Annotated in this window: 22 protein-coding genes; 8 read left to right on the forward strand and 14 right to left on the reverse strand. The window is 57.0% G+C overall.

Features of this window, described 5'->3' with window-relative positions; genetic code table 11:
• Positions 1-129: 129 nt before the first annotated feature.
• Genes hemW through pilB form a run of 5 tightly spaced genes read right to left on the reverse strand, consistent with a single transcriptional unit; the run spans position 130 to position 5,761 of the window.
• Positions 130-1,278 carry a radical SAM family heme chaperone HemW gene (gene hemW / locus H035_RS0106995; protein ID WP_022948273.1) on the reverse strand — a complete coding sequence of 383 codons (1,149 nt, stop codon included), beginning with the start codon at positions 1,276-1,278 and terminating at the stop codon, positions 130-132.
• Between the two features lie 13 nt (positions 1,279-1,291).
• The gene (gene coaE, locus H035_RS0107000) at positions 1,292-1,900 is read right to left on the reverse strand and encodes a dephospho-CoA kinase (RefSeq protein ID WP_022948274.1); all 609 of its coding nucleotides are present in this window, start codon (positions 1,898-1,900) and stop codon (positions 1,292-1,294) included.
• A gap of 32 nt (positions 1,901-1,932) precedes the next feature.
• Entirely contained in the window at positions 1,933-2,808 is an 876-nt protein-coding gene (locus H035_RS0107005; RefSeq protein WP_022948275.1) for a prepilin peptidase, read from the reverse strand.
• Positions 2,808-4,037: a type II secretion system F family protein gene (locus H035_RS0107010; protein ID WP_022948276.1), complete on the reverse strand. Its 1,230-nt coding sequence runs from the start codon at positions 4,035-4,037 to the stop codon at positions 2,808-2,810. Before H035_RS0107010 ends, H035_RS0107005 begins: the two co-directional genes overlap by 1 nt.
• A gap of 5 nt (positions 4,038-4,042) precedes the next feature.
• A complete protein-coding gene (pilB, locus tag H035_RS0107015) occupies positions 4,043-5,761 on the reverse strand; it encodes a type IV-A pilus assembly ATPase PilB (protein ID WP_407635335.1) in 1,719 nt (572 codons plus the stop codon).
• 111 nt (positions 5,762-5,872) lie between these two features.
• Here pilB and H035_RS0107020 point away from each other — a divergent pair, with 111 nt between their 5' ends.
• Positions 5,873-7,141 carry an AmpG family muropeptide MFS transporter gene (locus tag H035_RS0107020; protein WP_022948278.1) on the forward strand — a complete coding sequence of 423 codons (1,269 nt, stop codon included), beginning with the start codon at positions 5,873-5,875 and terminating at the stop codon, positions 7,139-7,141.
• Here the strand turns inward: H035_RS0107020 and nhaD are convergent.
• From nhaD to gpmI, 4 genes are all read right to left on the reverse strand, one after another.
• Positions 7,138-8,505: a sodium:proton antiporter NhaD gene (gene nhaD / locus H035_RS18625; RefSeq protein ID WP_022948279.1), complete on the reverse strand. Its 1,368-nt coding sequence runs from the start codon at positions 8,503-8,505 to the stop codon at positions 7,138-7,140. The genes H035_RS0107020 and nhaD overlap by 4 nt on opposite strands.
• Positions 8,506-8,681: 176 nt before the next feature.
• Positions 8,682-9,998: a S41 family peptidase gene (locus tag H035_RS0107030; RefSeq protein WP_022948280.1), complete on the reverse strand. Its 1,317-nt coding sequence runs from the start codon at positions 9,996-9,998 to the stop codon at positions 8,682-8,684.
• A gap of 75 nt (positions 9,999-10,073) precedes the next feature.
• Positions 10,074-11,225 (reverse strand): murein hydrolase activator EnvC family protein, encoded by a 1,152-nt coding sequence (locus tag H035_RS0107035; RefSeq protein WP_022948281.1) that lies wholly within the window; start codon positions 11,223-11,225, stop codon positions 10,074-10,076.
• A gap of 10 nt (positions 11,226-11,235) precedes the next feature.
• Positions 11,236-12,795, reverse strand: coding sequence for a 2,3-bisphosphoglycerate-independent phosphoglycerate mutase (gene gpmI / locus H035_RS0107040; RefSeq protein WP_026596361.1), 1,560 nt, complete (start codon positions 12,793-12,795; stop codon positions 11,236-11,238).
• 177 nt (positions 12,796-12,972) lie between these two features.
• On the opposite strand from gpmI, the gene H035_RS0107045 reads away from it, so the two are divergent.
• Genes H035_RS0107045 through H035_RS0107060 form a run of 4 tightly spaced genes read left to right on the forward strand, consistent with a single transcriptional unit; the run spans position 12,973 to position 15,246 of the window.
• Entirely contained in the window at positions 12,973-13,290 is a 318-nt protein-coding gene (locus H035_RS0107045; RefSeq protein WP_022948283.1) for an ArsR/SmtB family transcription factor, read from the forward strand.
• Positions 13,291-13,324: 34 nt separating this feature from the next.
• Positions 13,325-13,753 carry a rhodanese-like domain-containing protein gene (locus H035_RS0107050; protein WP_022948284.1) on the forward strand — a complete coding sequence of 143 codons (429 nt, stop codon included), beginning with the start codon at positions 13,325-13,327 and terminating at the stop codon, positions 13,751-13,753.
• Between the two features lie 19 nt (positions 13,754-13,772).
• The gene (gene secB / locus H035_RS0107055; protein WP_022948285.1) at positions 13,773-14,231 is read left to right on the forward strand and encodes a protein-export chaperone SecB; all 459 of its coding nucleotides are present in this window, start codon (positions 13,773-13,775) and stop codon (positions 14,229-14,231) included.
• Positions 14,232-14,238: 7 nt separating this feature from the next.
• Entirely contained in the window at positions 14,239-15,246 is a 1,008-nt protein-coding gene (locus tag H035_RS0107060; protein ID WP_022948286.1) for an NAD(P)H-dependent glycerol-3-phosphate dehydrogenase, read from the forward strand.
• A 306-nt stretch (positions 15,247-15,552) separates the two neighbouring features.
• Here H035_RS0107060 and bioD read toward each other — a convergent pair whose 3' ends face one another.
• From bioD to tviB, 5 genes are read right to left on the reverse strand one after another with little or no spacing between them, the layout of a single operon-like run.
• Positions 15,553-16,266, reverse strand: a complete 714-nt coding sequence (gene bioD, locus H035_RS18630) for a dethiobiotin synthase (RefSeq protein WP_022948287.1) — start codon at positions 16,264-16,266, stop codon at positions 15,553-15,555.
• Entirely contained in the window at positions 16,259-17,518 is a 1,260-nt protein-coding gene (gene moeA, locus H035_RS0107070; RefSeq protein ID WP_022948288.1) for a molybdopterin molybdotransferase MoeA, read from the reverse strand. Before moeA ends, bioD begins: the two co-directional genes overlap by 8 nt.
• Complete coding sequence (gene mobB, locus H035_RS0107075; RefSeq protein WP_022948289.1) at positions 17,499-18,059, reverse strand: molybdopterin-guanine dinucleotide biosynthesis protein B; 561 nt, start codon at positions 18,057-18,059, stop codon at positions 17,499-17,501. The genes moeA and mobB overlap by 20 nt, the downstream gene beginning before the upstream one ends.
• Positions 18,056-19,066, reverse strand: coding sequence for an NAD-dependent epimerase (locus tag H035_RS0107080; protein ID WP_022948290.1), 1,011 nt, complete (start codon positions 19,064-19,066; stop codon positions 18,056-18,058). Before H035_RS0107080 ends, mobB begins: the two co-directional genes overlap by 4 nt.
• A complete protein-coding gene (tviB, locus tag H035_RS0107085; protein WP_022948291.1) occupies positions 19,063-20,343 on the reverse strand; it encodes a Vi polysaccharide biosynthesis UDP-N-acetylglucosamine C-6 dehydrogenase TviB in 1,281 nt (426 codons plus the stop codon). The genes H035_RS0107080 and tviB overlap by 4 nt, the downstream gene beginning before the upstream one ends.
• 345 nt (positions 20,344-20,688) lie before the next feature.
• Here tviB and H035_RS0107090 point away from each other — a divergent pair, with 345 nt between their 5' ends.
• Genes H035_RS0107090 through prsR form a run of 3 tightly spaced genes read left to right on the forward strand, consistent with a single transcriptional unit; the run spans position 20,689 to position 25,494 of the window.
• Positions 20,689-22,026 carry a TIGR03013 family XrtA/PEP-CTERM system glycosyltransferase gene (locus H035_RS0107090; RefSeq protein WP_235044614.1) on the forward strand — a complete coding sequence of 446 codons (1,338 nt, stop codon included), beginning with the start codon at positions 20,689-20,691 and terminating at the stop codon, positions 22,024-22,026.
• A 1-nt stretch (position 22,027) separates the two neighbouring features.
• On the forward strand, positions 22,028-24,124 hold the full coding sequence (gene prsK / locus H035_RS0107095; RefSeq protein ID WP_022948293.1) for an XrtA/PEP-CTERM system histidine kinase PrsK: 2,097 nt from the start codon (positions 22,028-22,030) through the stop codon (positions 24,122-24,124).
• Positions 24,121-25,494, forward strand: a complete 1,374-nt coding sequence (prsR, locus tag H035_RS0107100; protein ID WP_022948294.1) for a PEP-CTERM-box response regulator transcription factor — start codon at positions 24,121-24,123, stop codon at positions 25,492-25,494. Before prsK ends, prsR begins: the two co-directional genes overlap by 4 nt.
• The last annotated feature ends 7 nt before the right edge of the window (positions 25,495-25,501 follow it).

The following is a 25,501-nucleotide window of genomic DNA, read 5'->3' on the forward strand; positions in this document are numbered from 1 at the left end:
TACGGTTGAAGGACGAATATTGTCTATTCAAACTTCCACAGTATCTGTGGATAAGTATGTGGAGAGGGTGCGGGAAAGTGGGTTAGTTGTATGATATTTAATGGGTTTTTTGGGTTGTCCAAAATATGGTCAAGCGGGGATGAAACGCTCGAGCAGGGTATCGAGGAAGTTCCATCCCCGGGAGCTGCAGGTGATGCGTTCCCCGGCTCGCTTCAACAGTCCGTCGACTAGCAAGGGCTCCAGGGAGGGGGCGATTTGCGCGAAGTCCATGCCGGTTCTTCGCTCGAATTGGGAGGGAGTGAATCCTTCCTTGAGGCGCAGCGTATTCATCAGAAATTCCAGGGGCTTGTCCGATTCCCGGATGATCGATCGCCCGCCGATCCGAGCCGGCGAGGCGGCTTTTTCCCGATAATGGTCCGGATGCCGGATTTTCCAGATGCGGTGGATCGCGTTTCGCTCCGGGTCGGTCAATTTGGCGTGCGCACCGGCACCGATGCCCAGATAGTCGCCGAAGCGCCAGTAGTTCAGGTTGTGTCGGCACTGGAATCCGTCCCGGGCATAGGCGGAAATTTCATAGCGCTTGAATCCGCCCGCCGCCAGTTTTTCCTGGCAGGCGTTTTGGAGCGTCCAAATGTGTTCGTCTTGCGGCAGACGGGGCGGGTACTTGGCGAATAGGGTGTGGGGTTCCAGGGTCAGTTGATAATAGGAAATATGGGCGGGGTTTTGGGCGATGGCGGTGTCGATATCGCTCAAGGCGTCGTTCAGGCTTTGTCCGGGAAGGCCGAACATGAGATCCAAGTTAAAGTTGTCGAACCCCGCCGATCGGGCCGTGTCGATCGCCTCGAGCGCTTCCCGGGCGGTGTGAATGCGGCCGAGCGCGGTCAATTTACCATCCTGAAACGATTGCACCCCCAGGGACAGGCGGTTGATGCCTGAAGCGCGAAATGCTCGGAATTTAGCGCTTTCCACGGTTCCGGGGTTGGCCTCCAGGGTGATTTCGATCGGTTTGTCCCAGGGAACGAGACCTTGGACGCCTTCCAGCATGCGCGCCAGACTGTCCGGTGAGAACAAGCTGGGAGTCCCGCCGCCCAGGAAAATGCTATGGAGTCTTCGGTCTTTTACCCAGGCCAGATCTTGACGGAGATCGGCCAGGAGGGCGTCCACGTAGGCTTTCTCGGGTAGACCGTCTCGCAGGGCGTGGGAGTTGAAATCGCAGTAGGGGCATTTGCGCACGCACCAGGGCAGATGAATGTACAGTCCGAGAGGAGGTCGAATCAACGGGGTGTGTGTCTTATCCTGTCTCTGGGTCATGACTCAGCTGTAAATAGAAGCGGTGAAGTTCGTCCACCTGCCGCTCCAATTGACCAAGATCTCCGTCGTTGACGATCACATCGTCGGCGGCCTGAAGGCGCTCCCGGCGGGTAGCCTGGCTGGCGAGGATGCGGCGGATCATGTTATCGGACAAACCGTCCCGATGTTGGACCCGTTCGATTTGGATTTGCTCCGGGCAATCCACCACCAGTACCCGATCGACCCGGTGTAACGCGTCGGTCTCCACCAGGAGGGGAACGGCGAGGATGCAATAGGGCGATCGGCATAGATCGGCCTGCCGGTTCATCTCGGTGAAAACGCGGGGATGAAGAATGGCTTCCAGGTTTTTTTTCGCTTCGGGGTCCCGGAAAACCCGGCGGCGCAACTCGGTCCGGTTCAATCGGCCGTCGTCTTGAAGAATTTTCGGGCCGAAGGCTTGGACGATAGCGGCCAGAGCCGGTTGGCCGGGAGCCACCAATTCCCGGGCGATTCGGTCGGTATCGATGACATCGATGCGGCGTTGCTCGAATAGCCGGGCGACCGTGCTCTTGCCGCTGCCGATACCGCCGGTGAGGCCGATCTTCAACATTCGGGGATTCTGCTACGCAGCTCTTTGAATCATCAACCGATGCCGCTCAGCTGGAAATAAAGCCGGTTCAAATCCTTTCCCCAAAGCAATGCGATCCAGGCGGCGATCGCCAGATAGGGACCGAAAGGCATGGGAATATTCTTGTCCCGCCCCAGAATGAAGGTCAAACCCACACCGATGACCGCTCCCGCCAAGGAGGAAAGCAGAATCATCAGCGGCAACATTTGCCATCCCAGCCAAGCGCCTGCGGCTGCCAGCAATTTGAAATCTCCGTATCCCATGCCTTCCTTGCCGGTCACCAGCCGGAACAGCTGATAGACGCTCCAGAGCAGACCGTAGCCGGCCGCCGCGCCCATGATCGCCGTAGGAGGGTCGGTAAATATCTCGAACAGACTCAGAACCAACCCCAGCCAGAGCAAGGGTAAGGTGAGATTGTCGGGGAGGAGTTGATGATCGAAATCGATAAAGGTGAGGGCGATCAGCCCCCAGGTGAACACCAGTCCCCATAAGGTCTGGATATCGGCACCGAATCGCCAAGCCACGCCGAAGGACATGACCGCCGTCAAACCCTCGATGAGCGGATAGCGAGGAGAGATTCGGGTGCCGCAGACGCTGCAACGCCTCCTCAGAAACAAATAACTGAGAATGGGAATATTTTCCCAAGGACGGATTTTGTGACCGCATCGGGGACAGGTGGAAGGTGGATAGACCAGATCGAATCGTTCGCCGTCCGCCTCGTCGATCGGTTGGTCCAGGAATTCCAGGCATTCACGCCGCCAGTCCCTTTCCAGCATTTTGGGGAGACGCAAAATGACCACATTGAGGAAACTGCCCACCAACAATCCGGTTACGCCAATTAGGATGAAAAAAAGAACCGGGTTTTGTTGGAGCGCTTCCAGAAGTGACATCAGACGACTGCCCCGAGCTTGAATATAGGTAGATACATGGCGACCACCAGTCCCCCCACCACGATGCCGAGAAAAGCCATAATCATGGGTTCCATCAAGCTGCTGAGGGCGTCGACGGCGTTATCCACTTCTTCCTCGTAGAAGTCGGCGACCTTGGCCAACATGCTGTCGATGGAGCCCGATTCTTCGCCGATGGCGACCATTTGGACCACCATGTGGGGAAATAAGCCGGTTTGACGCATGGTTTGTTGGAGTTGTTGGCCGGTGGCGACCGATTCGCGCATTTCCAGGATGGCGTCGGAATAGACCGCATTTCCGGAAGCCCCGGCGACCGATTCCAGCGCTTCCACCAAGGGGACCCCCGCCGCGGACATGGTGGATAGGGTCCGGGAAAAGCGGGCAATGGCGGATTTATGCAAAATCTGAGGGCCGACGATGGGGATTTTCAAAAATAGGCGGTCGAGAAGACGGTTGAATTTTTTGGAGCGTTTTTTGAAATAAAAGAACAGGTAAATGGCGATGCCGATGGCGCCGAATAAATAATACCAGTTTGCCTGCATGAAGCGGGACAAATTGATGACCAATTGAGTGAAAGCGGGCAGATCCGCGCCGAAGCCTTTGAACAATTCCTCGAATTGCGGAACCACGAAGATCAACAGAATGGATGTGACGATACAGGCGACCACGATCACCGCGGCCGGATAGGTCAACGCTTTTTTGACCTTGGCCTTGAGGGATTCGGTTTTTTCCTTGTAGGTGGCGATTTTGTCCAGCAAGGTTTCCAGCACTCCCGCCTGTTCCCCGGCTTCCACCAGGTTGCAGAATAATTCGTCGAAGTAGAGCGGGTGCTTGCGCAACGCTTCGGTCAAGGTGTTGCCGCTTTCGATGTCATCCTTGATGGTCAGGATGAGCTTCTGCATGCCGGGATTCTCATGGCCGCGGCCGACGATGTCGAATGCTTGTACCAGCGGCACCCCGGCCCCCATCATGGTGGCCAATTGCCGGCTGAAAACGGCAATGTCCTTGGTGGTGATTTTCTTGGTGCGACCGCCGAGGAGAGACTTGGGTTTTTTCTTGACCTTGATCGGTTTGATGCCTTGTTGACGCAATTGGGCTTTGACCAGGACCTCGGTGCGTCCCGACTGTTCGCCTTTGACCCGTTTGCCGCTTTTGTCGATGCCTTCCCAAGTAAACAGAATGGGTTCTTTTTTTCCCGCTGTGGCTGCCATAGTCTTTAATCCCGTGTGACTCGATCGATTTCTTCAATGCTGGTGATGCCTTCCCGGACCTTGTTCAGGCCGGATTCCCTGAGGTCGTTGATGCCTTCTTTTCGGGCCTGTTCGGCAATCTGCATGGCATTGCCGTTTTCCAGAATGATGCGATTGATGGATTCGGTGACCGGCATGACCTGGTAGATGCCCACCCGTCCCTTGTAGCCCTTGGTGCAGTGTTCGCAGCCCTCGGGATCGGCGGTAAAGAGATTCAGTTGGTCCAGTTCGTCTTCCTTGAATCCCGACTTCAATAGCAATTCCGGAGGCAGTTCGGCCTCGCGTTTACAGTATTCGCACAGGCGTCGAGCCAGTCTTTGGGCCATGATCAAGACCACCGAGGAGGCGATATTGAATGGTGGAATGCCCATCTGAGCCAGGCGGTTCAAGGTTTGGGGCGCGTCGTTGGTATGCAGGGTGGAAAGCACCATGTGGCCGGTCTGGGCGGCCTTGACGGCGATTTCGGCGGTTTCCAGGTCGCGGATTTCCCCCACCATGATGATGTCCGGGTCCTGCCTCAGAAAGGCCCTCAGCGCGCTGGCGAAGGTCAAGCCGGCTTTGGGGCGGACGTTCACCTGGTTGATGCCCGGAACGGTGATTTCTACCGGGTCCTCGGCGGTGGAAATGTTTTTGTCCGAGGTGTTGAGAAGATTCAGTCCGGTGTAGAGAGTCACCGTTTTACCGCTGCCGGTGGGGCCGGTCACCAAAATCATGCCGTAGGGCTTGTGGATGGCGTTTAAAAACAATTCCTGTTGATCGGGTTCGAATCCCAGTTTGTCGATGCCGATCTGGGCGCTGGTGGGATCGAGCAGACGCATGACAACCTTTTCCCCGAACAAGGTCGGGCAGGTGCTGACGCGGAAATCGATGGCCTTGTTGCGCGACAGCATCATTTTGATCCGACCGTCCTGGGGTACCCGCCGCTCGGCGATGTCCATACGCGACATCACCTTGATTCGGGAGATCACCCGGGTGGCCAGGCTGGTAGGCGGGCTGGTGATCTCGTGCAACATGCCGTCGCTGCGGAAGCGGATGCGGAAGTTTTTTTCATACGGCTCGAAGTGAATGTCGGAGGCGCCTTTCTTGATCGAGTCGAGCAGAATCTTGTTGACGAAACGAACGATGGGGGCGTCTTCCACCTCCGATTCGGTCACCGCCGACCCTTGATCGTCCTCGGACGTGTCGATCTGGAGGTTTTCCAGATTTTCGTCCAACAGTTCCTGCATGCTGCTGTCGGCCGCTTCCAGCAAAAAATCGATGGCTTTGGCGAGCTTGCTTTCTTCCACCAAAATGGTTTCGGTGGCTAGCCCCGTATGAAATTTGATTTCATCCAGGGCTTGTAGATTGGTGGGATCGGAAACCGCGATATACAGCCGTCCGCCGCGTTGATACAAAGGCAGGATATGGTGCTTTTGTATCAGTTTGTCGCTGACGCGCTTGGTGGGCAGAAGCTCCATGTCCATCGCGTCGAGGTCGAACAGAGGCACCCCCAACTGATGGGAAGCGGTGGCGGCGATGGCAAGATTATCGAGAATCTTGTTGGTGACCAGGTAGGGCACCAATGGGATTTTTTGGTTGTAGGCTTCTTCTTGATACCTGGTCGCGTCCGGTTCGGATAGCAAACCGGAATCGACCAGGCAGCGGGCCAGGCCGTTGAGCTTGGAAAAGGATGCCGTGGAAGTCACCATGGGGCTTTTGTGTTCTATCCGCGATTGTGTCAGGATTTGTCCTCTATCCTTAAATATAGTTGATGACATGGGTTTGTCCATCGATCTGCCTGCAGGAAATCAAGGCGTATGACCATCCTTTCTGAGCGTTCCTGGTTGCGCTCGATCATCAACCGTCGGATGACGGTGGCGTTTGCCATGGGTTTTTACAGCGGTCTGCCCTTGCTTCTGACCGGATCGGTTTTGCAGGCGTGGATGCGGGGAGCGGGGGTGGATTTGACCACCATCGGCTTGTTTGCCTTGGTCGGACTTCCCTATACCGGCAAATTTCTCTGGGCGCCGCTGTTCGACCGTTTTGTCCCGCCGGGCGGCCGCCGCCGGGGATGGCTGTTGTGGATTCAATTGATGCTGGCCTTGGCGATCGTCGGCTTGGGATTTACCCATCCCGAGAAAAATCCTTTTGGGGTGGCGCTGGTGGCATTGATAGTGACTTTTTTGTCCGCCAGTCAAGATACCCTGATCGACGCCTATCGGCGCGAATCCTTGAGCGATAGAGAGCAAGGGCTGGGGGCTTCCTTGTATGTCAACGGTTACCGCCTGGGCATGCTTCTGACTTCAGGAGGCGGGTTGATTTTGGCCGACTTTCTCGGGTTCCAGAAGGTCTACGGAATCTGCGGAATAATGATGGCGACGGCGGTTTTGGTGACTTTTTGGGCTCAAGAACCCAAGGTGGAGGACGGGACGCCGGTTTCCTTGACCGGGGCGGTGGTCGAACCCTTTCTGGAATTTTTCCGGCGCCGGGATGCCGTGTCGATTCTATTGTTCGTATTTCTTTACAAGCTCGGCGACACCATGGCCAGTCACATGACCATGCCGTTCTATCTGGATCTGGGCTTCAGCAAGACGGAAATCGGGACGGTGGTCAAACTGTTCGGGTTTTGGGCTACCGTGATCGGCGGTTTGTTGGGAGGCGCATTGATTCTGCGTTTGGGAATCTATCCCGCGTTGTGGTTGTTCGGTATTCTTCAAGCGGTTTCCACGGCCGGGTTCGCCTTGCTGGCCTATCTCGGGCCGAATCTATTGGGACTCACCGGTGTCATCAGCTTCGAGAATTTGTCGGGGGGAATGGGGACGGCGGCATTCGTCGCGTTCATGGCGAGCCAGACCGACAAACGTTTCACCGCGACCCAATATGCCTTGCTTTCCAGCTTGATGGGGATCCCGCGGGTGATCGTGGCGGCGCCCACCGGATGGCTGGCGCAGCAATTGGGTTGGATCGAGTTTTTCGTGGGCTGCGCCGTGGTGGCCATGCCCGGGTTGCTGCTGCTGCTGCGAATGCGGCGTTGGTTGGAAGACCCCTTGCCCGCGGTCGGGCAAGGGGCGGTCGGCTTGGATTAGGCGGCGTTCAGCCAGTAGTGGACCAGAACGCTGGCGAAGTAGCCGGCCATGATGGCGGGTGTCCAGCGCAGATGGGAGAAGAAGGTGTATTTGCCTTTGGAAATCCCCATCAAAGCCACGCCGGCGGCCGATCCGATCGACAGCATGGATCCCCCGACGCCGGCGGTCAAAGTAACCAGCAGCCATTGGTACAAATCCATGTCCGGCTCCATGCTCAGGACCGCGAACATCACTGGAATATTGTCGACGATGGCGGACAGGAAACCCACCAGAATGTTGGCGAAGGTCGGGCCCAGATCGCCGTACATCCATTGCGCGGTGACGCTCATGTAACCGATGAAGCCGAGCCCCGCCACGCAGAAGATGACCCCGAAGAAGAATAAAAGGGTGTCCCATTCGGCTTCGCGGACCATATCGAAGATGTCGAAGCGCTTTTCATGGGGCAGGTCGTGTTCCTGGAATTTGATCCAGAAGCCGAAGATGGCCAAAACCCCCCATCCCAGCATCATGCCCATGAACGGCGGTAAATGCAGGAACTGCTTGAAGCTCACCGCGAATGTGATGGTCAGCGCGAACAGGCCGCAGATGGTGTAGGCGCCGATCTTCAGCGGGACCAGTCCCTCACCGCTTTGTTCGGGTTGCTCGTCGGGAATGGCGAAGGACATGACGGCGGCGGGAATCAGATAGTTGACGACCGAAGGAACGAACAGCGCCAGGAATTGGAAGAAGGTGGCTTTTTCCGCCTGCCAGACCATCAGGGTGGTGATGTCGCCGAACGGGCTGAAGGCGCCTCCGGCGTTGGCGGCCACCACCAGATTGATCAGTCCGAGAGCGACGAAACGGAGATTGTCTTTGCCCACCGCCAGGACCACTGCGCCGATCAGCAGCGCCGAGGTTAGGTTGTCGGCTACCGAAGACAGGAAGAAGGTGATCACCCCCGTGATCCAAAACAGTTTCCGATAACCGAAGTTGCGGCTCAACAGCCAAGAACGCAAACGCTCGAAAACATTGCGATCCGCCATGGCGTTGATGTAGGTCATGGCCACCAGGAGGAACAACATCAATTCTCCGTATTCGGCCAGATTGTGGGCGATGGCGCCGTGAAGCTCTTCGGTTCCCACGCCCACGGTGCCGGCCATGTAAGCCACTTCGGCCCAGATGAGAATGGCGGCGATGATGACCGGTTTCGATTTTTTCAGCTCGATGAATTCTTCGGCCATTACCAGGATATAGGCGATGGCGAAGAGCAAGACGCAGTAGAGACCGCGCTCGGTCGTTACCAATCCCAACGCCTCCCATTCGGAGGCGGAGGCGATAGGCGCCAGCGCGAATAAAACAAGAAAAGTGAAAATGCTCCTAAACAAGAGACCCCCTTTTAATTTGGTTGTTGTGGAATGATCGAATGACAATCAAGCCCTATATGATAGGCAATTTTTGTGGACCGAAGAGGAAAAATTAGTAGGTTCCGTCCATCTTTTTCTGCATGCCAGCCGGGCCGCATCCAGCAGCCCGGTATGGTTTCCTCCTCCTTTACACAGGCTTATTCGGTAACGGAGGAATATTCCACGATATTGATCGCTTTGAGCACGTTCAAGGCTTCGTGCAGATGATAATCCTTCAATAAAGCCTCGTTTTCCATCTCTTCCTGATTGTCTGCATTCGATTCGGGTTCCTGCTGACCATTCTCCAGGTGTCGGGACAAGTCGGCTTCGGTCAGCGGTTTGAACTCCTCGGCTTCGGCGACTTTTTCCAATCGTACCGCTCCCAGCACAATGTCGGGGATGATGCCTTCCGCCTGGATGGAGCGTCCCGAAGGCGTATAGTAGCGGGCCGTGGTCATCTTCACGGCGCCGTCGTTACTCAACGGAAGAATGGTTTGAACCGAGCCCTTGCCGAAGGATTTTTGCCCCATCAAGATGGCGCGTTTGTGGTCCTGGAGGGCCCCGGCGACGATTTCCGAAGCGGAAGCCGATCCGGCGTTAATGAGCACTGCTAGGGGGACGCCCTCCAGGTCATCGCCGGGAGTCGCCTCGAATTCCATCTTCGATTCCTCGATTCGGCCGTCGGTATAGACGATCAATCCTTTATCGAGGAATGCATCGCTGACCGCGACTGCGGCGTTCAGAACCCCGCCCGGATTGTTGCGCAAATCCAGAATCACGCCCTTGAGCGGACCTTTGTCTTTCAGTTGGCCAATGGCTTTGAGCAACTCTTCTCCGGTGCCTGACTGAAAGCTGGTGATGCGCAAATAACCGTAGCCGTCCTCCAGCAGGTGCTGTTTAACGCTTTTAATCTTGATGACGGCGCGGGTGATGGTGATTTTGAGCGGCTTGTCCATCCCTTCGCGGATAACGGTTAAAGTGATTTCGGTGCCCGGCTTTCCGCGCATGATTTTGACGGCGTCCCGCAAGGTCATCCCCTTGACCGGTTTCTCGTCCAGGCGGATGATCAAATCGCCCGCTTGAATTCCGGCACGCTGGGCGGGGGTATCGTCGATGGGGGCGATCACTTTGATGAAACCGTTTTCCATCCCGACTTCGATCCCGAGACCGCCGAATTGGCCGGTGGTTCCGATGCGCAACTCCTTGAACTCATCGGGGGACAGATAGGAAGAATGAGGGTCGAGGCCGGACAGCATGCCGCGAATGGCGTTTTCCAACAGGGTTTTGTCCGGAATCGGTTCCACATAATCTTCCTGAATGCGTCCGAAAACCTCGGTGAAGGTGCGCAGTTCCGTGAAAGGGATCGTTTCGGTTTCCTTGGCGGAACGCTCAGCCAGAACGCTGCCGCAAGTGCCGAGCAAAATGCCGAGCAGGGTTCCCGCTGCGAGTAGGAATAAATTGGTTGTAATGCGCATTGATGCTTCCTTGAATGATCAAAACGGTCAGTTAAACGGGGTTAAGTATGACATATTTTGCCCGTTTATTCGTTCCTATCCGGGTTGATGTCCTCGGCACCAGCGCCGTGGGTCGAGCGGTTCGCCTCGGTGACGAATGGCGAAATACAGGCCGGGTTGGGTTCGGCCGCCGCTTCTTCCCACGGTGGCGATGATCTCGCCGGTTTCGACTCGTTCACCGGGATGTTTCAGCAGACTTTGGTTGAAGGCGTATAGTGTCATGAAATCTCGTTCATGTTGGACGATAATCAGGAAGCCGTAACCCCGCAGCCAGTCGGCGAAGACGATCCGACCGGAAGAAACCGCTCGAACCGGGGTACCTTCCGGAGCGCCAATGACAACCCCTCCCCAATGGCCGTTGCCGCGGCGACTGCCGAAAGCGGTTGCCAGTTTGCCGTTGACGGGCCAATTGAGGCGGCCGCGTTGTCGATCAAACGGGCGGTCGGTCGTATCCGAAAAGGGGAACTCGACGTTGATTTCTTGCACGGAAGCGACCACTTGCGACAAACGGCGTTTATCCGCTTCCAGCTTGGCCAAGCGGGATCGCCGGTCATGGAGTTGCTGCTTAAGACGCTGCAACAGTTGCTTCCGTTCCCCGTGTAAGGTTTGGACGCGGGCTAATTTTTGGCGCTGTTGGTCGAGAACGGTCGTCAGGTGTTGCCGAGCCTGGTCGAGTTCTCGACTAAGATGCTGGATCTTCACCAAATGCCGCCGTGCCAGTTCGATCTGATCGAGGCGGGCATGGTTGAGATAGCGATAGTAGACGAGGGCGCGGCTGAAGCGGGCAGGGGCTTCCTGATTCAAGAGCAATTTGAACGGTTCCTGTTGGCCCAGCACATGAGCGGTACGGATTTGACGGACCAGTTTATCGCGTAACCGGGTCAGCCGTAGGCGTTCCCGATCCAGGTCTTTAGCCAGGGTCTCGCGTCGTTGCTTGAGCGTTTGTGCTTCTTGCTCCAGTTGGCTGATTTTTCTGGCATGTTGCCCGAGGCTTCGTTCCAGGCGGGCCAATTCCTGTTCCAGGTCCTGCTTGTTTTGATCGAGTCGTTGGACCTTCTTTTGCAGGGCGTGGATTTTGGCTTCAATCCGCTGGACGGATTCCGGCCGAGCGTCTGCGACGATCAGCCAGGCCAGCAGGCCGAGAGCGAGTCGGCCTGCCAGATGGGAAAAGGACCCGAAACGGGTCACCGCGAAAAGGTCAAACCTTTTTGATCGCCAAGGAGTGGCCATTCATCTCTGCGGGCGGTTCGATACCGAGAAGGGCGAGCATGGTGGGTGCCACGTCCGCCAAGCTACCGCCGACCGGGTCCAGTTCGCCATAGTCCCCGCGATAGTAGACCAAAGGCACCGGATTGAGGGTGTGGGCGGTATGGGGTTGGCCGGTTTTCGGATCGACCATTTGTTCGCAATTACCGTGGTCGGCGGTCACCAGCATTTCGGCGCCCACTTTGTCCAGGGCCTGAGCGACCCGGCCGAGACATTGATCCATTGCCTCCACCGCCTGAACAGCCGCGGCCTCCACCCCGGTATGCCCGACCATGTCGCCGTTGGCGAAGTTGCAGATGATGACGTCGTATTTTTGTTGTTCGATGGCTTCCACCAAGACGTCGGTGACCTCGTAAACGCTCATTTCCGGCTGTTCGTCATAGGTTCTGACCTTGGGGGAAGGGATCAAAACGCGTTCTTCGCCCGGGAACGCTTCCTCGGTGCCGCCGTTGAAGAAGAAAGTCACGTGGGCGTATTTTTCGGTCTCGGCCAAGCGCAATTGAGTCAGCCCCTGGCGAGAAAGCACCTCGCCCAGACTGTTTTTTGTCTCGATGGGGAGGAAGGCCACCGGGACATCGAAATCTTGTTGATATTCGGTCAGGGCGACGAATCCTCCCAGCCGCGGAATCCGCTCACGCTCGAAGCCGTCGAAATTCCTTTCCGTCAAGGCCCGGGTTATTTGGCGGGCGCGGTCGGCGCGGAAGTTCATGAATACGACCACGTCGCCGTCCTCGATGGTGACCGCCTCGCTCCCCGGAGGCACGATGGCGGTGGGTTGGACGAATTCGTCGGTTTCGCCCCGATCATAGGCCGCTTCCAGGCCGGTGAGGGCGTCGGGGGCGGTGTATTCGGCCTTGCCCAGGGTCAGCAGGTCGTAGGCGGCTTGGATCCGTTCCCAGCGTTGGTCCCGGTCCATGGCGTAAAAACGTCCGGTGAGGGATGCGATGCGGCCGGCGCCCAGGGATTCGAATTTGGCTTGCGCCCGGCGCAGGGAATCCCCGGCGCTCTTGGGCGGGGTATCGCGACCGTCCAAAAAGGCGTGCAAATATACTCGGTCGAGTCCTTGCTTGACCGCCAGCTCGGCCATCGCTTCCAAGTGCCGTTCGTGGCTGTGGACCCCGCCCGGGGAAAGCAGGCCCATGATATGGAGGGCTTTGCCGTTTTTTTGCGCCCGCTCCACCGCATCGCACAATGCCGGATTGGAAAAGAAGGAACCGTCTTCGATGGCCTTGTTGATGCGGACCAAATCCTGGGGAATCAGGCGGCCGCAGCCCAAATGCAAGTGTCCCACCTCGGAGTTTCCCATTTGTCGATCGGGCAACCCCACCACATCGCCGGCGCATCGGAGCAAGGTATGGGGGGACTGATTCCATAGGCGATCCCAGACCGGCGTATCGGCGAGGGCGATGGCGTTGTGATCGGATTTTTCGGTGTGGCCAAAACCGTCCAAAATGATCAGGACCAAAGGTTTGGGGCGTTTTGTGTGAGTCAAAGGAGCCTCCGATGTCTTCGTTTGAACGATCTCTGTGAAGGGCGCTCCGCTTATGAAAACAGAGCAAATGAAATGAAAACCGTTATAATAGCGCATCTTGCAAGTCAAATGGATGTATCCCGAGCCAACTTTCATCGTAAACGGCTGGGTCAGTAATGAGCCCAATTGGCAGAAAATATGTCTGAGCAATTGATTGTCGATGAGGCGGATATCCTCCATGCCGCCCGGTGTTTGAAGGCGATGTCGCATCCCTTGCGATTGAAAATTCTGTGCACATTGGGGGAAGGGCCCGCCAGCGTGCAAGAGATTCTAGAGCAGGTGGGGACGACGCAAAGCAATGTTTCTCAACACCTGGCGATCTTGCGTGAGAAGGGGTTGTTGGCTTTCGACAAGCAGGCCAACCGGGTCTATTATCGCGTCGACGACCCGCGTACCCTGCAATTGATTGAAATGATCCGGGAGGTTTTTTGCGGGCATGATCACGTCCGTTCCTAGATCGATTGATAATAAAACATGACCGAGGGGGTTTATGGATCGTTTTTTCGAGTTCGTGGGCAATCATTTGTACCTGGCCGTGGGTTTCGCCGTGGTGACAGTGCTTCTGCTTCGCGATCTGGTGGAAAGTCTACTGCGCAAATACAAGTTGACCACGGCGCAACAAGCGGTGATGTTGCTCAATCAGGAGGATGCGGTGGTGATCGATGTGCGCGAGCCCCAGGAGTGGGCTAAAGGCCACATCGTGAATGCCCGTCATATCCCCTTGGGGGAGTTGGACAAACATCTGGTCGAGTTGGAGGACTTTAAAACCCAGCCGCTGATCGTGACCTGCCAGTCCGGTACCCGCTCACCCACGGCTTGCAAGAAGCTCATGCAGGCGGGCTTCGAAAAGGTCTACCTGCTCAAAAACGGCATGACGGCGTGGGAGGACGCTGGCCTGCCGATCACGAAATCCAAGTAATCTTGAAGGAACTGAAAACATGGCTGACCAACCGGAAAAGCAATTTGCTATCCAAAAGCTTTATATCAAGGATTTATCTTTCGAAACGCCCAATTCTCCCAATATTTTTACCCAGCGCTGGGAACCTCAGGTTGAATTCAATCTGTCCAACAAGGCGCAATCGCTTCAGGATAATCTGTATGAAGTGGTATTGACCGTTACCGTGACGGTCAAGTTGGGGGAAACCACCGCTTATCTGGTGGAAGTGGCCCAAGCGGGCATTTTCAATGTTCAGGGGTTCGGCGAGGAAGAATTGGAGCCGCTGCTCGAAATCTACTGTCCCAACGTTTTATTCCCCTATGCCCGGGAAGTGGTCACGGACCTTTCCGGCAAGGGCGGTTTCATGCCCATGATTTTGCCGCCGGTGAATTTCGAGGCGATCTACGCACAGAAAAAGCAACAGGGATCGCAGCAGGAGACCGCCGGAAAACCCAACTAAAGGAAACATGAAACTTTCCTCCGTTTGCGTGCTGGGAGCCGGCTCCTGGGGTACCGCTCTGGCCAACTTGATCGCCGACAACGGTTTTGCCGTCAGCCTGTGGGACATCAATCCGGAGCGAATTCGGGCGTTGGCATCCACGCGCACCAACGAACGCTATCTGCCCGGATTGGAATTGTCGCCCGGCATCGTGTTCGAAAGCGATTTGGGACGGGCGGTTGAAGGACGCGATCTCATCCTGTTGGCGGTGCCCAGTCATGCGTTCCGGTCTTGCTTGACGTCCCTGCGGCCGTTTTTGCCGGTTTCGCCCCCTATCGCCTGGGGCACCAAAGGATTGGATCCGGACAGCGGCCGTCTGCTGCACGAAGTGGCATTGGAAGTGGTGGGTCCGGATTGTCGATTGGCCGTCCTATCAGGCCCCACTTTCGCCCGTGAGGTCATGCTGCGACTCCCCACCGCCATCACCGTCGCGTCCGTCGAGCGGTCCTTTGCCCCCGCAGTCGCCGAACTTCTCCATAACGATTATTTCCGCGTCTATACCAGCGAAGACCCCATCGGAGTGCAGTTGGGAGGCGCGGTTAAAAACGTCTTGGCAGTTGCCACGGGGGTTTCCGACGGCATGGGGTTCGGGGCCAACGCCCGCGCCGCCCTGATTACCCGGGGGCTGGCGGAAATGATGCGTCTGGGAGAGGCTATGGGCGCCGAGGCGCGTACCTTGATGGGATTGGCCGGCGTCGGCGATCTCATCCTCACCTGTACCGACGATCAATCCAGGAATCGTCGTTTGGGATTGGGGCTCGGCAAGGAGATGGCGATCGAGGAGATCAAAGCTGAAATCGGCCAGGAGATCGAGGGGATATTGACGGCGCGCTTGATTTGGCAACTGGCTTGCCGGTTGCGGGTCGAAATGCCCATTGTGGAGCAGGTGTATGCGCTTCTTTATGACGGGGTGTTGCCTCGAGAGGCGGTGCACAATCTGCTCCTTCGGGACGACCGTAAACCCGAGGATTGCTAAGAGTCTGTTTCAAAACTCGTGTGAGGGTCAGGGTAAACGGGATGCCATTATCCCCCTCTCCCGCTGGCGGGAGAGGCAGGGGTGAGGGTGGTTAAATAAAAAAGTCTTTCATTTCAATTAGATCCACCCTCATCCTAACCTTCTCCCGCCAGCGGGAGAAGGGACGCTTCTTGAGTCATTCCCGGATGGAGAGGGAATTAAGGGGTCATCATGCCCCTAGGCTTGTATGGTATATCGAGTTTTGAAACAGCCTGGTAGGGTGGATAAGCGAAGCGCATCCACCCTCCTGTCCGCCGTGATGCGCTATCACGCATCCGGTCCACCACTATTTTGTATCCTTCGTTCCAGGTTTTCGATCAAGGGCATCAGGGCGGCCTCCAAAGCGGCGCTTTTTTCCGGATAACAAAATGGAATTGGATAGACCGGGACTGTGCTCCAGCGGCGCAGGTCTTCCAGGTTGTTCATGGCGGAACCGTTCGATCGCTCGGTTTGATTGAGCATCACCCCCCGGGGGATCAAGCCCCGGGAGGCGACGGCCTCGAGCGTCAACAGAACCTGATGGATGACGCCCAACCGGTCGGAGGCGACCAGCAGGATCGGAAGTTTCAAAGCCTGGGCCAGATCGGCGTTGAGGCCATCGGCGGCGATGGGGGAATAAAACCCCCCGGCGCCCTCCACCAACCGAACGTCTCGTTCCCGAGGCTGGCAGGCCTCGAGCAATTCCCGTAACCGCAGGGGACGGCCGGCCAGGCGCGCGGCGCGTTCCGGGGAAACGGGCGCTTCGAATCGATAGGGGCAGACGATTTCCAGAGGCTCCGGATCGCCGGCGGCACGGCTTAGGATTTGCGCATCTCGGGGCACGAGATCGCCTTTTTCCCTGAGGCAGCCGCTTTCCGCCGGTTTGCGTACCCGGACCGAATGGCCGCGTCGCCGCAATGCGCCGGCCAAGGCCGCTCCGATGAAGGTTTTTCCCACCCCGGTATCGGTCCCGGTGATGAACAAACCGGCGAATTCAGCCATGCGAAAGATGGGTGGAGAAAGGTTCCACTTGGACCGTCTCCCCTGCCCGAGCGCCGTGGCTGGCGGCCGACAGGAGGATGAAGCAGTTGGCCCGGCTGAGTTCGGCCAGTTGGTGCGAACCTTGTCCCGCCAGGCCGGTCACCGCCAGTCGGCCTCGTGCGTCCAGTTCCAACCGGCCGCGCTGGAATTCCATCCGCTCCGAAGTCTTGACCAGGTCGTTTTGGCAGCGCGCGGTCAAGCGCAAGGGCCTGAAAGAGCCGCCGGCCAGTTTCCAAAGCGCGGGGCGAACGATTTGAGCGAAAGTGACGTGGGCCGAGACCGGATTGCCCGGCAGGCCGAAATACCAAGCGCGTCCGACCCGACCGAAGATCAAGGGTTTGCCCGGCTTGATGGCGATCCGCCAGAGATTGATTTCGCCCACGCGGACCAGTGCTTGGCGCAACAGGTCCTTCTCCCCAACCGAGGCGCCGCCGGAGCTGATAATCAGGTCGAAATTCCGGCCGGCTTCGTTCAACAACTCAGTGAGTCGAGTCAGGTCGTCGGGGACGTTGCCCAGATCCGTCGCGGCGACGGGAAGGTCCGCCAGCAAGCCGTGCAAGCTGTAGCGGTTGCTGTCGTAGATTTGGCTTGGCGCCAGGGAATCGCCTAAACCGCGGAGTTCATCGCCGTTGGAGAAGTAGCCCACGCGCGGTTTTTGATAAACAGGAAGCCGAGCGATGCCGAACGTCGCCAGAAGCCCCAGATCGGCGGGTTGAAGCAAGCGACCGCGGGATAGAACCGTTTCGCCCCCGCGAACGTCGCTACCGGCGGGGCGAATATTTTCTCCCGCAGCGGGGTGGCGCTTAAGGCGGATCGAGCGGCCTGCTAACTCCACTTCCTCTTGCATGACGACTGCCACTGTCCCCTCGGGGACCGGCGCTCCGGTAAAAATGCGCGCACATTGCCCGTGCGCGAGTCGATCCGGGAAGGGTTTACCCGCATAAGCGCTTCCTACAACGGTGAACGTTTCCTGTTCAGCATTTCCCGAAGCCTTATCGGAAGCGGATACGGCGTAGCCGTCCATGGCCGAATTGGCAAAGGGGGGGGTGTCGCCGGGAGCGCTGACCGATTCGGCCAAAATACGCCCCAAGGCTCCCTTGATCGGCACCTGCTCACAGGCATGCATGGGTTCGATGGCGGTCAAGACCCGGTCTAGGGCGGCCTCTAGGTTGAGGGAAGCATTCCGGCAAGGATCAACGGGAGAGAAAGTCATGGCAGATGAAATCGGCGATTTGTTCCGGTTGGTTGAGGTTTAGCACGGGAAGGGGGCAGGAACATGCCAAGGGGGTATCGGTGGCCACCGCGATGATGTCGGGATCGTTCGGGAATAAGAGCGGTTGGTTCAAGGAGGGCCGGTGAAGCTCGATTTTGGGAAACGGTTCGCGCTTAAAACCTTCCACCAGAATCAGATCCAGATCTTGCGTGTTTAAATAGGGTAATTGCTCGGCGAGGCGAGGTGTTTCCAAGTTTTCCGCTGCCTCGTTTTGCAAGTCGTAGACGATCGCCCGCAGTTTGGAGGAGACCACCATGACCGGGCTGGCGCCGGCTTGGCGCAATTGATAACTGTCCTTGCCGGGACGGTCGATATCGAATTTGTGATGGGCGTGTTTGATCAATCCGATTTTGAGATTCCGCTGTTTGAGTAGGGGAATCAGTCGGCACAAAAGGGTGGTCTTGCCGGTTCCACTGAAGGCGGCGAATCCGAGCAAGGGGGGAGCAGGATGTGCTTCTTTGTTTTTTGGGAAATCCGTCATCGATAGTCGTAGTAGTCCTTATACCATGCCACGAAGCGGGCAACGCCTTCTTCGATCGGAGTGGTGGGCGCATAACCGGTGGCTTGCATGAGATCGTCGATATCGGCGTAGGTGGCGGGAACGTCGCCTTGTTGCATGGGGAGGAAGTTTTTTTCCGCGCGCATTCCCAGGGCATTTTCCAACACTTCGATAAAACGCATCAGTTCCACCGGGTTGTGGCAGCCGATGTTGTATAGTCGATAGGGCGCTTGGCTGGTGCCCGGGTCGGGGCGATCGCCGGACCAAGCGGGATCGGATTCGGCGATCCGGTCCAAGGTACGGACCACCCCTTCGACGATGTCGTCGATATAGGTGAAGTCGCGCTTGTGCCTGCCGTGATTGTAAACGTCGATGGGCCTGCCTTCGAGTATGTTGCGAGTGAACTTGAACAAGGCCATGTCCGGCCGTCCCCATGGCCCGTAAACGGTAAAGAACCGCAGGCCGGTGGTGGGGAGTCCGTAGAGATGGCTGTAAGTATGGGCCATCAACTCGTTGGCCTTCTTGGTGGCCGCATATAAACTGACCGGATGGTCTACATTGTGGTGGACCGAGAACGGCATCCGAGTGTTGGCGCCGTACACCGAGCTGGAGGAAGCGTAGACCAGGTGTTCCACTTCGTAATGTCGACACGCCTCGAGAATGTTGCCGAATCCCACCAGATTGGCGTCGATGTAGGCGCCGGGATTTTCCAGCGAATAGCGGACTCCGGCCTGGGCGGCCAGATTCACCACCCGGCGCGGACGGTGGCGGCGGAAGGCCGCGCTCAGCGCCTCTCGGTCCTCCAGGTCGGCGCGGATTTCGACGAAGCCGGAACGGGCTTTGAGTCGCTTGAGGCGGTCTTCCTTGAGGCGCACGTCGTAATAGTCGTTGACGTTGTCGACGCCGATGACTTCGTCGCCGCGATCGAGGAGCCTATGAGCGAGGAACGAGCCGATGAAACCTGCGGTACCGGTGACCAGAATCCTCATAGCCGCCCGTCCACGACGTCATGGGGAAGAATGCCTTTGACGTCGAAGACGACTGCGTTCGGCTTGCCCAAGGAGCGGATCCAAGTGGTGCCCATTTCCCGGAACCGGTCGTGGGCGGTGGCGAGGATGATTGCGTCGTATCGCCCCGTTTCCGGTGGCTGTTCGAGCAATTCGATGCCCAGTTCTTCTTTGGCCTCCTCCGGGTAAGCCCAGGGGTCGTGAATTTCCACGTTGGCGTGATAGGTTTGCAGTTCCCGGATCATGTCGATTACCCGGGTGTTGCGGATGTCGGGACAATTTTCCTTGAAGGTGATTCCCAGCATTAGGATGTTGGATTGACACACGTGAATGCGGCGTTGGTTCATCAATTTGACCAGCCGTGAGATCACGTATTCTCCCATGGCGTCGTTGATGCGGCGTCCGGCCAGGATGATTTCCGGGTGATGCCCGATTTCCTGTGCCTTGTGGGTCAGGTAGTAGGGGTCCACGCCGATGCAGTGACCGCCCACCAAGCCGGGGCGGAAGGGAAGAAAGTTCCATTTGCTGCCGGCGGCTTCCAAAACTTCCAGAGTATCCAGATTCAGCTTGTGAAACAAGACCGCCAATTCGTTGATCAAGGCGATATTGACGTCGCGCTGGGTGTTTTCGATCACTTTGGCCGCCTCGGCCACCTTGATGCTGCTGGCTTTATGGGTGCCCGCGGAGATCACGCTTCGGTAAAGCCGGTCGACGAAATCGGCGGTTTCCGGCGTCGAGCCCGAGGTCACTTTGACGATGCTGGTGACCCGGTGTTCCTTGTCGCCTGGATTGATCCTTTCGGGACTATAGCCGGCAAAGAAATCGCGGTTGAAAGTAAGATTGGATTCCTGCTCCAGGATCGGGACGCACACTTCTTCGGTGGCGCCGGGATAGACGGTGGATTCGTAGATAACCACATCGTTCGACTTGAGCAGCTTGCCTACCGTTCGGCTGGCGGAGATCAGCGGGGTCAAGTCGGGGCGTTTGTGATGATCGATCGGAGTGGGGACGGTCACCACGAACACATTGCATTGCGCCAAATCCTCGGCATCGGCGGTGTAGCCCAAGCGTTCGGCTCGCCGGAGCTCCTCCGGTGAGACTTCGCGGGAGCGATCGAGCCCGCGAGTGAGCTCTTTTACCCTTTGCCGGTTGATATCCAAGCCGAGCGTCTCATACTGGCGCCCGAACTCCACCGCGAGGGGGAGCCCCACGTAACCGAGTCCGACGACTCCGATTTTGACGTTGTCAGGTGACGGCATGAAACCTCCTGTAAAAATTATGGCCGAGCAAGCAAAAGCATAGCCGATTTAGGTCTGGGATAGACCCTGGGGCGGTTTAGCATCGGTCAAGGGGGCAATGACCTAAAACAATCGGGTTTCTATTGAAATCTTCGATACCATTCGTTTCCCGGGCGGGAATTCGCATTCTAAAGGAAAGAGAGGTCGGCGGAAAGCTTATAATTCTAAGCATTGACCGCGTTCCGATTTTTTCTGTTAGCATGACGCAGCCAATGGACGGCGGTTTCCATCCATAACAAAAATTGCAGAGTTATGCCCACAATCCGGATATTTCGCCATTATATTTCCGCGGCTTATTTGAGCTTGATGCTGCTGGAGTCCATTTCATTCCTGACGGCCATCTTTGTCGGCGGGAAGCTCCGGTTTCTATTTTCGAGTGGGTGGCAAATGGAACCCCAGTGGTGGATCACCGCCGTTCTATTCACTTTTGCCATGGTCACCCTGAACGCCGGGCTGGGGCTTTATCAACGCATAACCCAATGGAGTCTATCCAACCTTTTGCTGCGTTTGATGGCGAGCTTTGCTCTCGGGACGGCGGTGATGAGCTGGCTGTTCTACGCGTTTCCGGCCTTGTTCGTCGGCCGGGGCGTTTTCGGCTTCGCACTGCTGTTCTCTTTCGCCGCGGTGATCGGGGTTCGGCGACTATTTTACCGCTACGTCGATAGCCAGCGTCTTAAACGCCGGGTGTTGGTCCTGGGGGCCGGCGATTTCGCTCACCGAATTTTGGATTTCGAACGACGTTTGCCATTCGGTCACCTGGCATTCGTGGGATTCGTTCGGATGGGGTATGAGCCTTGCCGGGTCGGTGCGGAGCGATTGCTCGAGCTGAACGCGCCGCTCCGGGAATTGGCGGAAAGCCAAGATATCGATGAGATCGTGGTCGCTCCCGACGACCGGCGTCAGGGGCTGCCGGTGGACGAGATTCTCGATTGTAAAATGGAAGGGGTGGATGTGGTGGATCTGCTGACCTTCTTCGAGCGCGAAGCGGGGATCGTCAAGATCGACTGTTTACACCCCAGTTGGCTGGTTTTTTCCGATGGCTTCCGAATGCGCAGTAGCATGTTGGTCAAGCGCCTTTTCGATATCGCTGCCAGTTTGGCGCTGCTCGCCGTGGCCTGGCCGGTGATGTTGACGACCGCGGTGGCGATCTGGATCGAAAGCCGGGGAAGACATCCCATCTTCTATCGCCAGACGCGGGTGGGGAGCAACTGGAAATTATTCCAGGTCATCAAGTTCCGCAGCATGCGTCCCGATGCGGAAAAAGACGGCGTGCGCATGGCCCGAACGGGAGACGATCGAGTGACCGGGGTAGGGCGATTCATTCGCAAGACCCGGATCGACGAACTCCCGCAATTGTGGAATGTATTCAAAGGGGATATGAGCTTCGTGGGGCCGCGTCCCGAACGCCCCGAGTTCGTGGAGAAATTCGCCGAGAAAATCCCTTATTATGCCGAGCGGCATCGGGTCAAGCCGGGCATCACCGGCTGGGCACAGGTGCGTTATCCCTATGCCGAAGACGAGGCCGATACGGTCGAAAAACTGCAGTATGATTTGTATTATGTAAAGAATTACAGCTTGTTTCTGGATTTTTTGATCATGCTCCAGACAGTGGAAGTGGTCCTTTGGGGAAAGGGGGCGCGCTGACGTGGAATCCTCGATCGGGGCGGTGAGTTACGGCGTGGCCGCCGGGGCTTATTCGTTGTTGTTTGCGATCATGGCCACCGCATGGCGCGGGCGCTTCCGGGGCGGATTGCTGCTAGCCGCGGTGGGGGTGATGACGCTTTGGGCCGGCATCAATGCTTGGCAACTGGGCGAACGAGGTTTGCCGGCAGCGTTGATCTGGACCTTGGAGGCGCTTCACCTGGTGTTTTGGTTGGAGTTTTTGTGGCAGTTGCTGCCGGCCGGTATTCGTGTCCGAAGGCATTTGCGCTGGATTCGATACGCCGGATTCGGTCTGGTATCAACCTTGGTGATTCAGGCATGGACGGAGTCGTGGCTGGAGCGATTTCAACCGGCGTTTAAGTTGATCGAATTACCGCTAACCGGGCAGTTGCTGCTGGCGCTGGCAGGATTGATTTTGGTAGAGCAGTTGTATCGCAATACCCGGCCGGACCGGCGCTGGTATATCAAGTTTTTATGTCTGGCGCTGGGAGGATTTTTCGCTTATGAGTTCTATCTCTACTCGGACGCCTTATTGTTCAAACGGATCGATCTGAATTTATGGATGGCGCGCGGCTTGATGGCAAGCTTATTGGTGCCTTTCCTGGCGGTAACGGCGGCGCGCAATCCGGATTGGTCGGTGGCGGCGTTCGTATCCCGCGATTTCGTTTTCCATTCGGTTGCGGTTGTCGGCGCCGGGCTTTATCTGCTGGTGATGGCCACGGCCGGCTACTATGTGCGCTCGTACGGTGGGCAGTGGGGCGAAGTGATCCGGATCGCCTTTTTGGCGGCGGCCTTCTTATTGCTCTTGGTGTTGTTGTTTTCCGGTCAGGTAAGGGCCCAGCTACGGGTTCTCCTGGATAAACATTTTTTTAATTATCGCTACGACTATCGTAAGGAGTGGCTGAGGATCACTGCCAATCTATCCTATCCGGAGGATGCTTCTCCCTTGGGCGAGCGGGTGATCCGGACCTTGGCCGATCTGGTGGAGAGTCCTTCCGGCCTGCTGTGGGTCCGCTCCGAAACGGGACGTTATTTTCAACAGGCCGAATGGGGGGATCCGGGATTCCAGGTGGCGTCCCTCGAGAGCGATGATCCGGTGGTCGATTTTCTCCGGCGAAAAGAATGGGTGGTGAATTTACGGGAACTTAAGTCCTTGCCTGAATTGTATCCCGGGTTTGTTTCTCCCCCCTGGTTGGCTGGCCAGCACGACGCCTGGTTGCTGATTCCCCTGTTCTACGGAGAAACCTTGTGGGGGATGGTTTTGCTGACTCGTCCCCGGGCCCGCGTCGATTGCAATTGGGAAGTGTTGGATGTGCTTAAAACCGCCGGCCGTCAGGCAGCCAGTTTCCTGGTGGTGGAGGAAACCGCTCAGCGCTTGTTGGAGGCGCGTCAGTTCGAAGGGTTCAACCGCTTGGCGGCGTTCGTCGTGCATGATTTAAAGAACCTGATCGCGCAACTCTCCCTGGTCGTTCGTAATGCCGACAAGCATGCCGCCAATCCCGAATTCGTGCGTGACGCGATGACCACCGTGGAGCACGCGGTGGGCAAAATGAATAGTCTCTTGTCCCAGCTCAGGAATTTGGGCGCGGAAAAAAGGAAAGAACGCATTGATTTGCGCAGTTTGCTGCAGGAAGTGGTCGCCGCACGGGCCAGTCAGTTGCCTCGACCAAGGTACGAGTGTCTGGCGCACTCGGAAATTTACGTCTTGGCCCAGCCCGACAGGCTGGCATCAGCGTTCGAGCATATCATTCAAAACGCCCAGGAAGCGGCGGGCAAATCCGGAAATGTTAAGGTTATGCTGGAGTATCGGCAAGAGCAGGCTATAGTTGAAGTAGAGGACAATGGCCAAGGAATGGACGCGGAGTTCGTTCAGCACCGCTTGTTCAAACCATTCGAAACGACCAAGGGGTTAAGCGGCATGGGGATCGGAGCCTACGAAAGCCGGGAATATGTCCGTGCATTGGGCGGCGAACTCACCGTCCAGAGCGTGCCGGGTGAGGGAAGTCGATTTCGTTTCGCCTTGCCTTTGGCTGAATGCGTATCCGATAAGACCCAGTCCCCTCAAGGAGTTTCAGTTTGACCACTTACTTGAAAAAAGACGGAGAGGATGCTTTGCTCATTATCGAGGACGATCAAGGGTTGAGAAACCAGCTCAAATGGAGCTTTGCCGACCGTTACAAAGTGATTACCGCGGGGGACCGCGAAACGGCGTTGAATTTGGTGAAAAAAAGCGCACCGGCGGTGGTAACTCTGGATCTGGGGCTGCCCCCCGATCCGGGAGGCGTGTCGGAGGGGTTCGCCACGTTGGAGGCATTGTTGGAATTGGCGCCGGCGACCAAGGTGATTGTCATCACGGGGAATGACGATCTCGATAATGCGGTGCGCGCGGTGGGGTTGGGCGCCTATGATTTCTATGCCAAACCGGTGGATCCCAACATGTTGGGATTCGTGGTGGAGCGCGCCTTTCGTCTCTATGAGTTGGAAGAGGAGAACCGCAAGCTGGCGCGCCTGCATGTAAGTCACCCCCTCGACGGCGTGATCGCCGCCAGCCCTCAGATGCACGAGGTATGCCGCTTGGTGGAGCAATTGGCATCCACGGATTTGAGTGTATTACTATTAGGGGAGAGCGGTACCGGGAAGGAAGTGTTGGCGAGGGCCTTGCATCGACTGAGTCCGCGCGCGGCGGGGCCTTTTATCGCAATCAACACCGCCGCCATCCCCGATAGCCTGCTGGAAGCCGAATTGTTCGGTTACGAGAAGGGCGCCTTTACCGATGCCGCCAAACAGACCAAAGGAAAGATCGAAATGGCTCACGGCGGTACCCTGTTTTTGGATGAAATCGGGGATATGCCCTTGGGGTTACAGCCCAAGTTGCTCCGCTTCTTGCAGGAACGAGTGATCGAGCGTGTCGGGGGGCGGCAGGAGATTGCCGTGGATGTGCGGGTCGTCTGTGCCACCCATCAAAAAATTGACCGATTGATTTCCGAGGAACGGTTTCGCCGGGATTTGTATTTCCGCATTAACGAAACCTCAATCGAGATTCCGCCCCTTCGCGAGCGCAAAGAAGATATCCCGGTGCTGAGTAGAGCCTTTCTGCATCGCTACAACCGAAAAATGAAGCGAAATTTGCTTGATTTTAGCGATGCCGCCTTGATGGCTATGGAAGCCTATGATTGGCCGGGAAACGTGCGCGAACTTGAAGGTCGAGTCAAGACCGCCATCGCCCTGGCGGGGGGGCCGAAGGTCGAGGTTCGCGATCTCAAACTGGCCGAAGCCGATGCCGAGCGCCGTTTGCTGACTTTGCGCGAGGCTCGGGAGGCGGCGGAGCGTCAAGCGCTGTGCGCGGCGCTCAACGAAGCGGACGGAAAGATTGCCAGGGCCGCCGAGATTCTCGATATTACCCGTCCCACTTTGTATGCTTTACTCAACAAATTTAATTTAAAAGTCTAGGAGAGGA

Origin of the sequence: Methylohalobius crimeensis 10Ki, from assembly GCF_000421465.1 — a bacterium.
Lineage (GTDB): Bacteria > Pseudomonadota > Gammaproteobacteria > Methylococcales > Methylothermaceae > Methylohalobius > Methylohalobius crimeensis.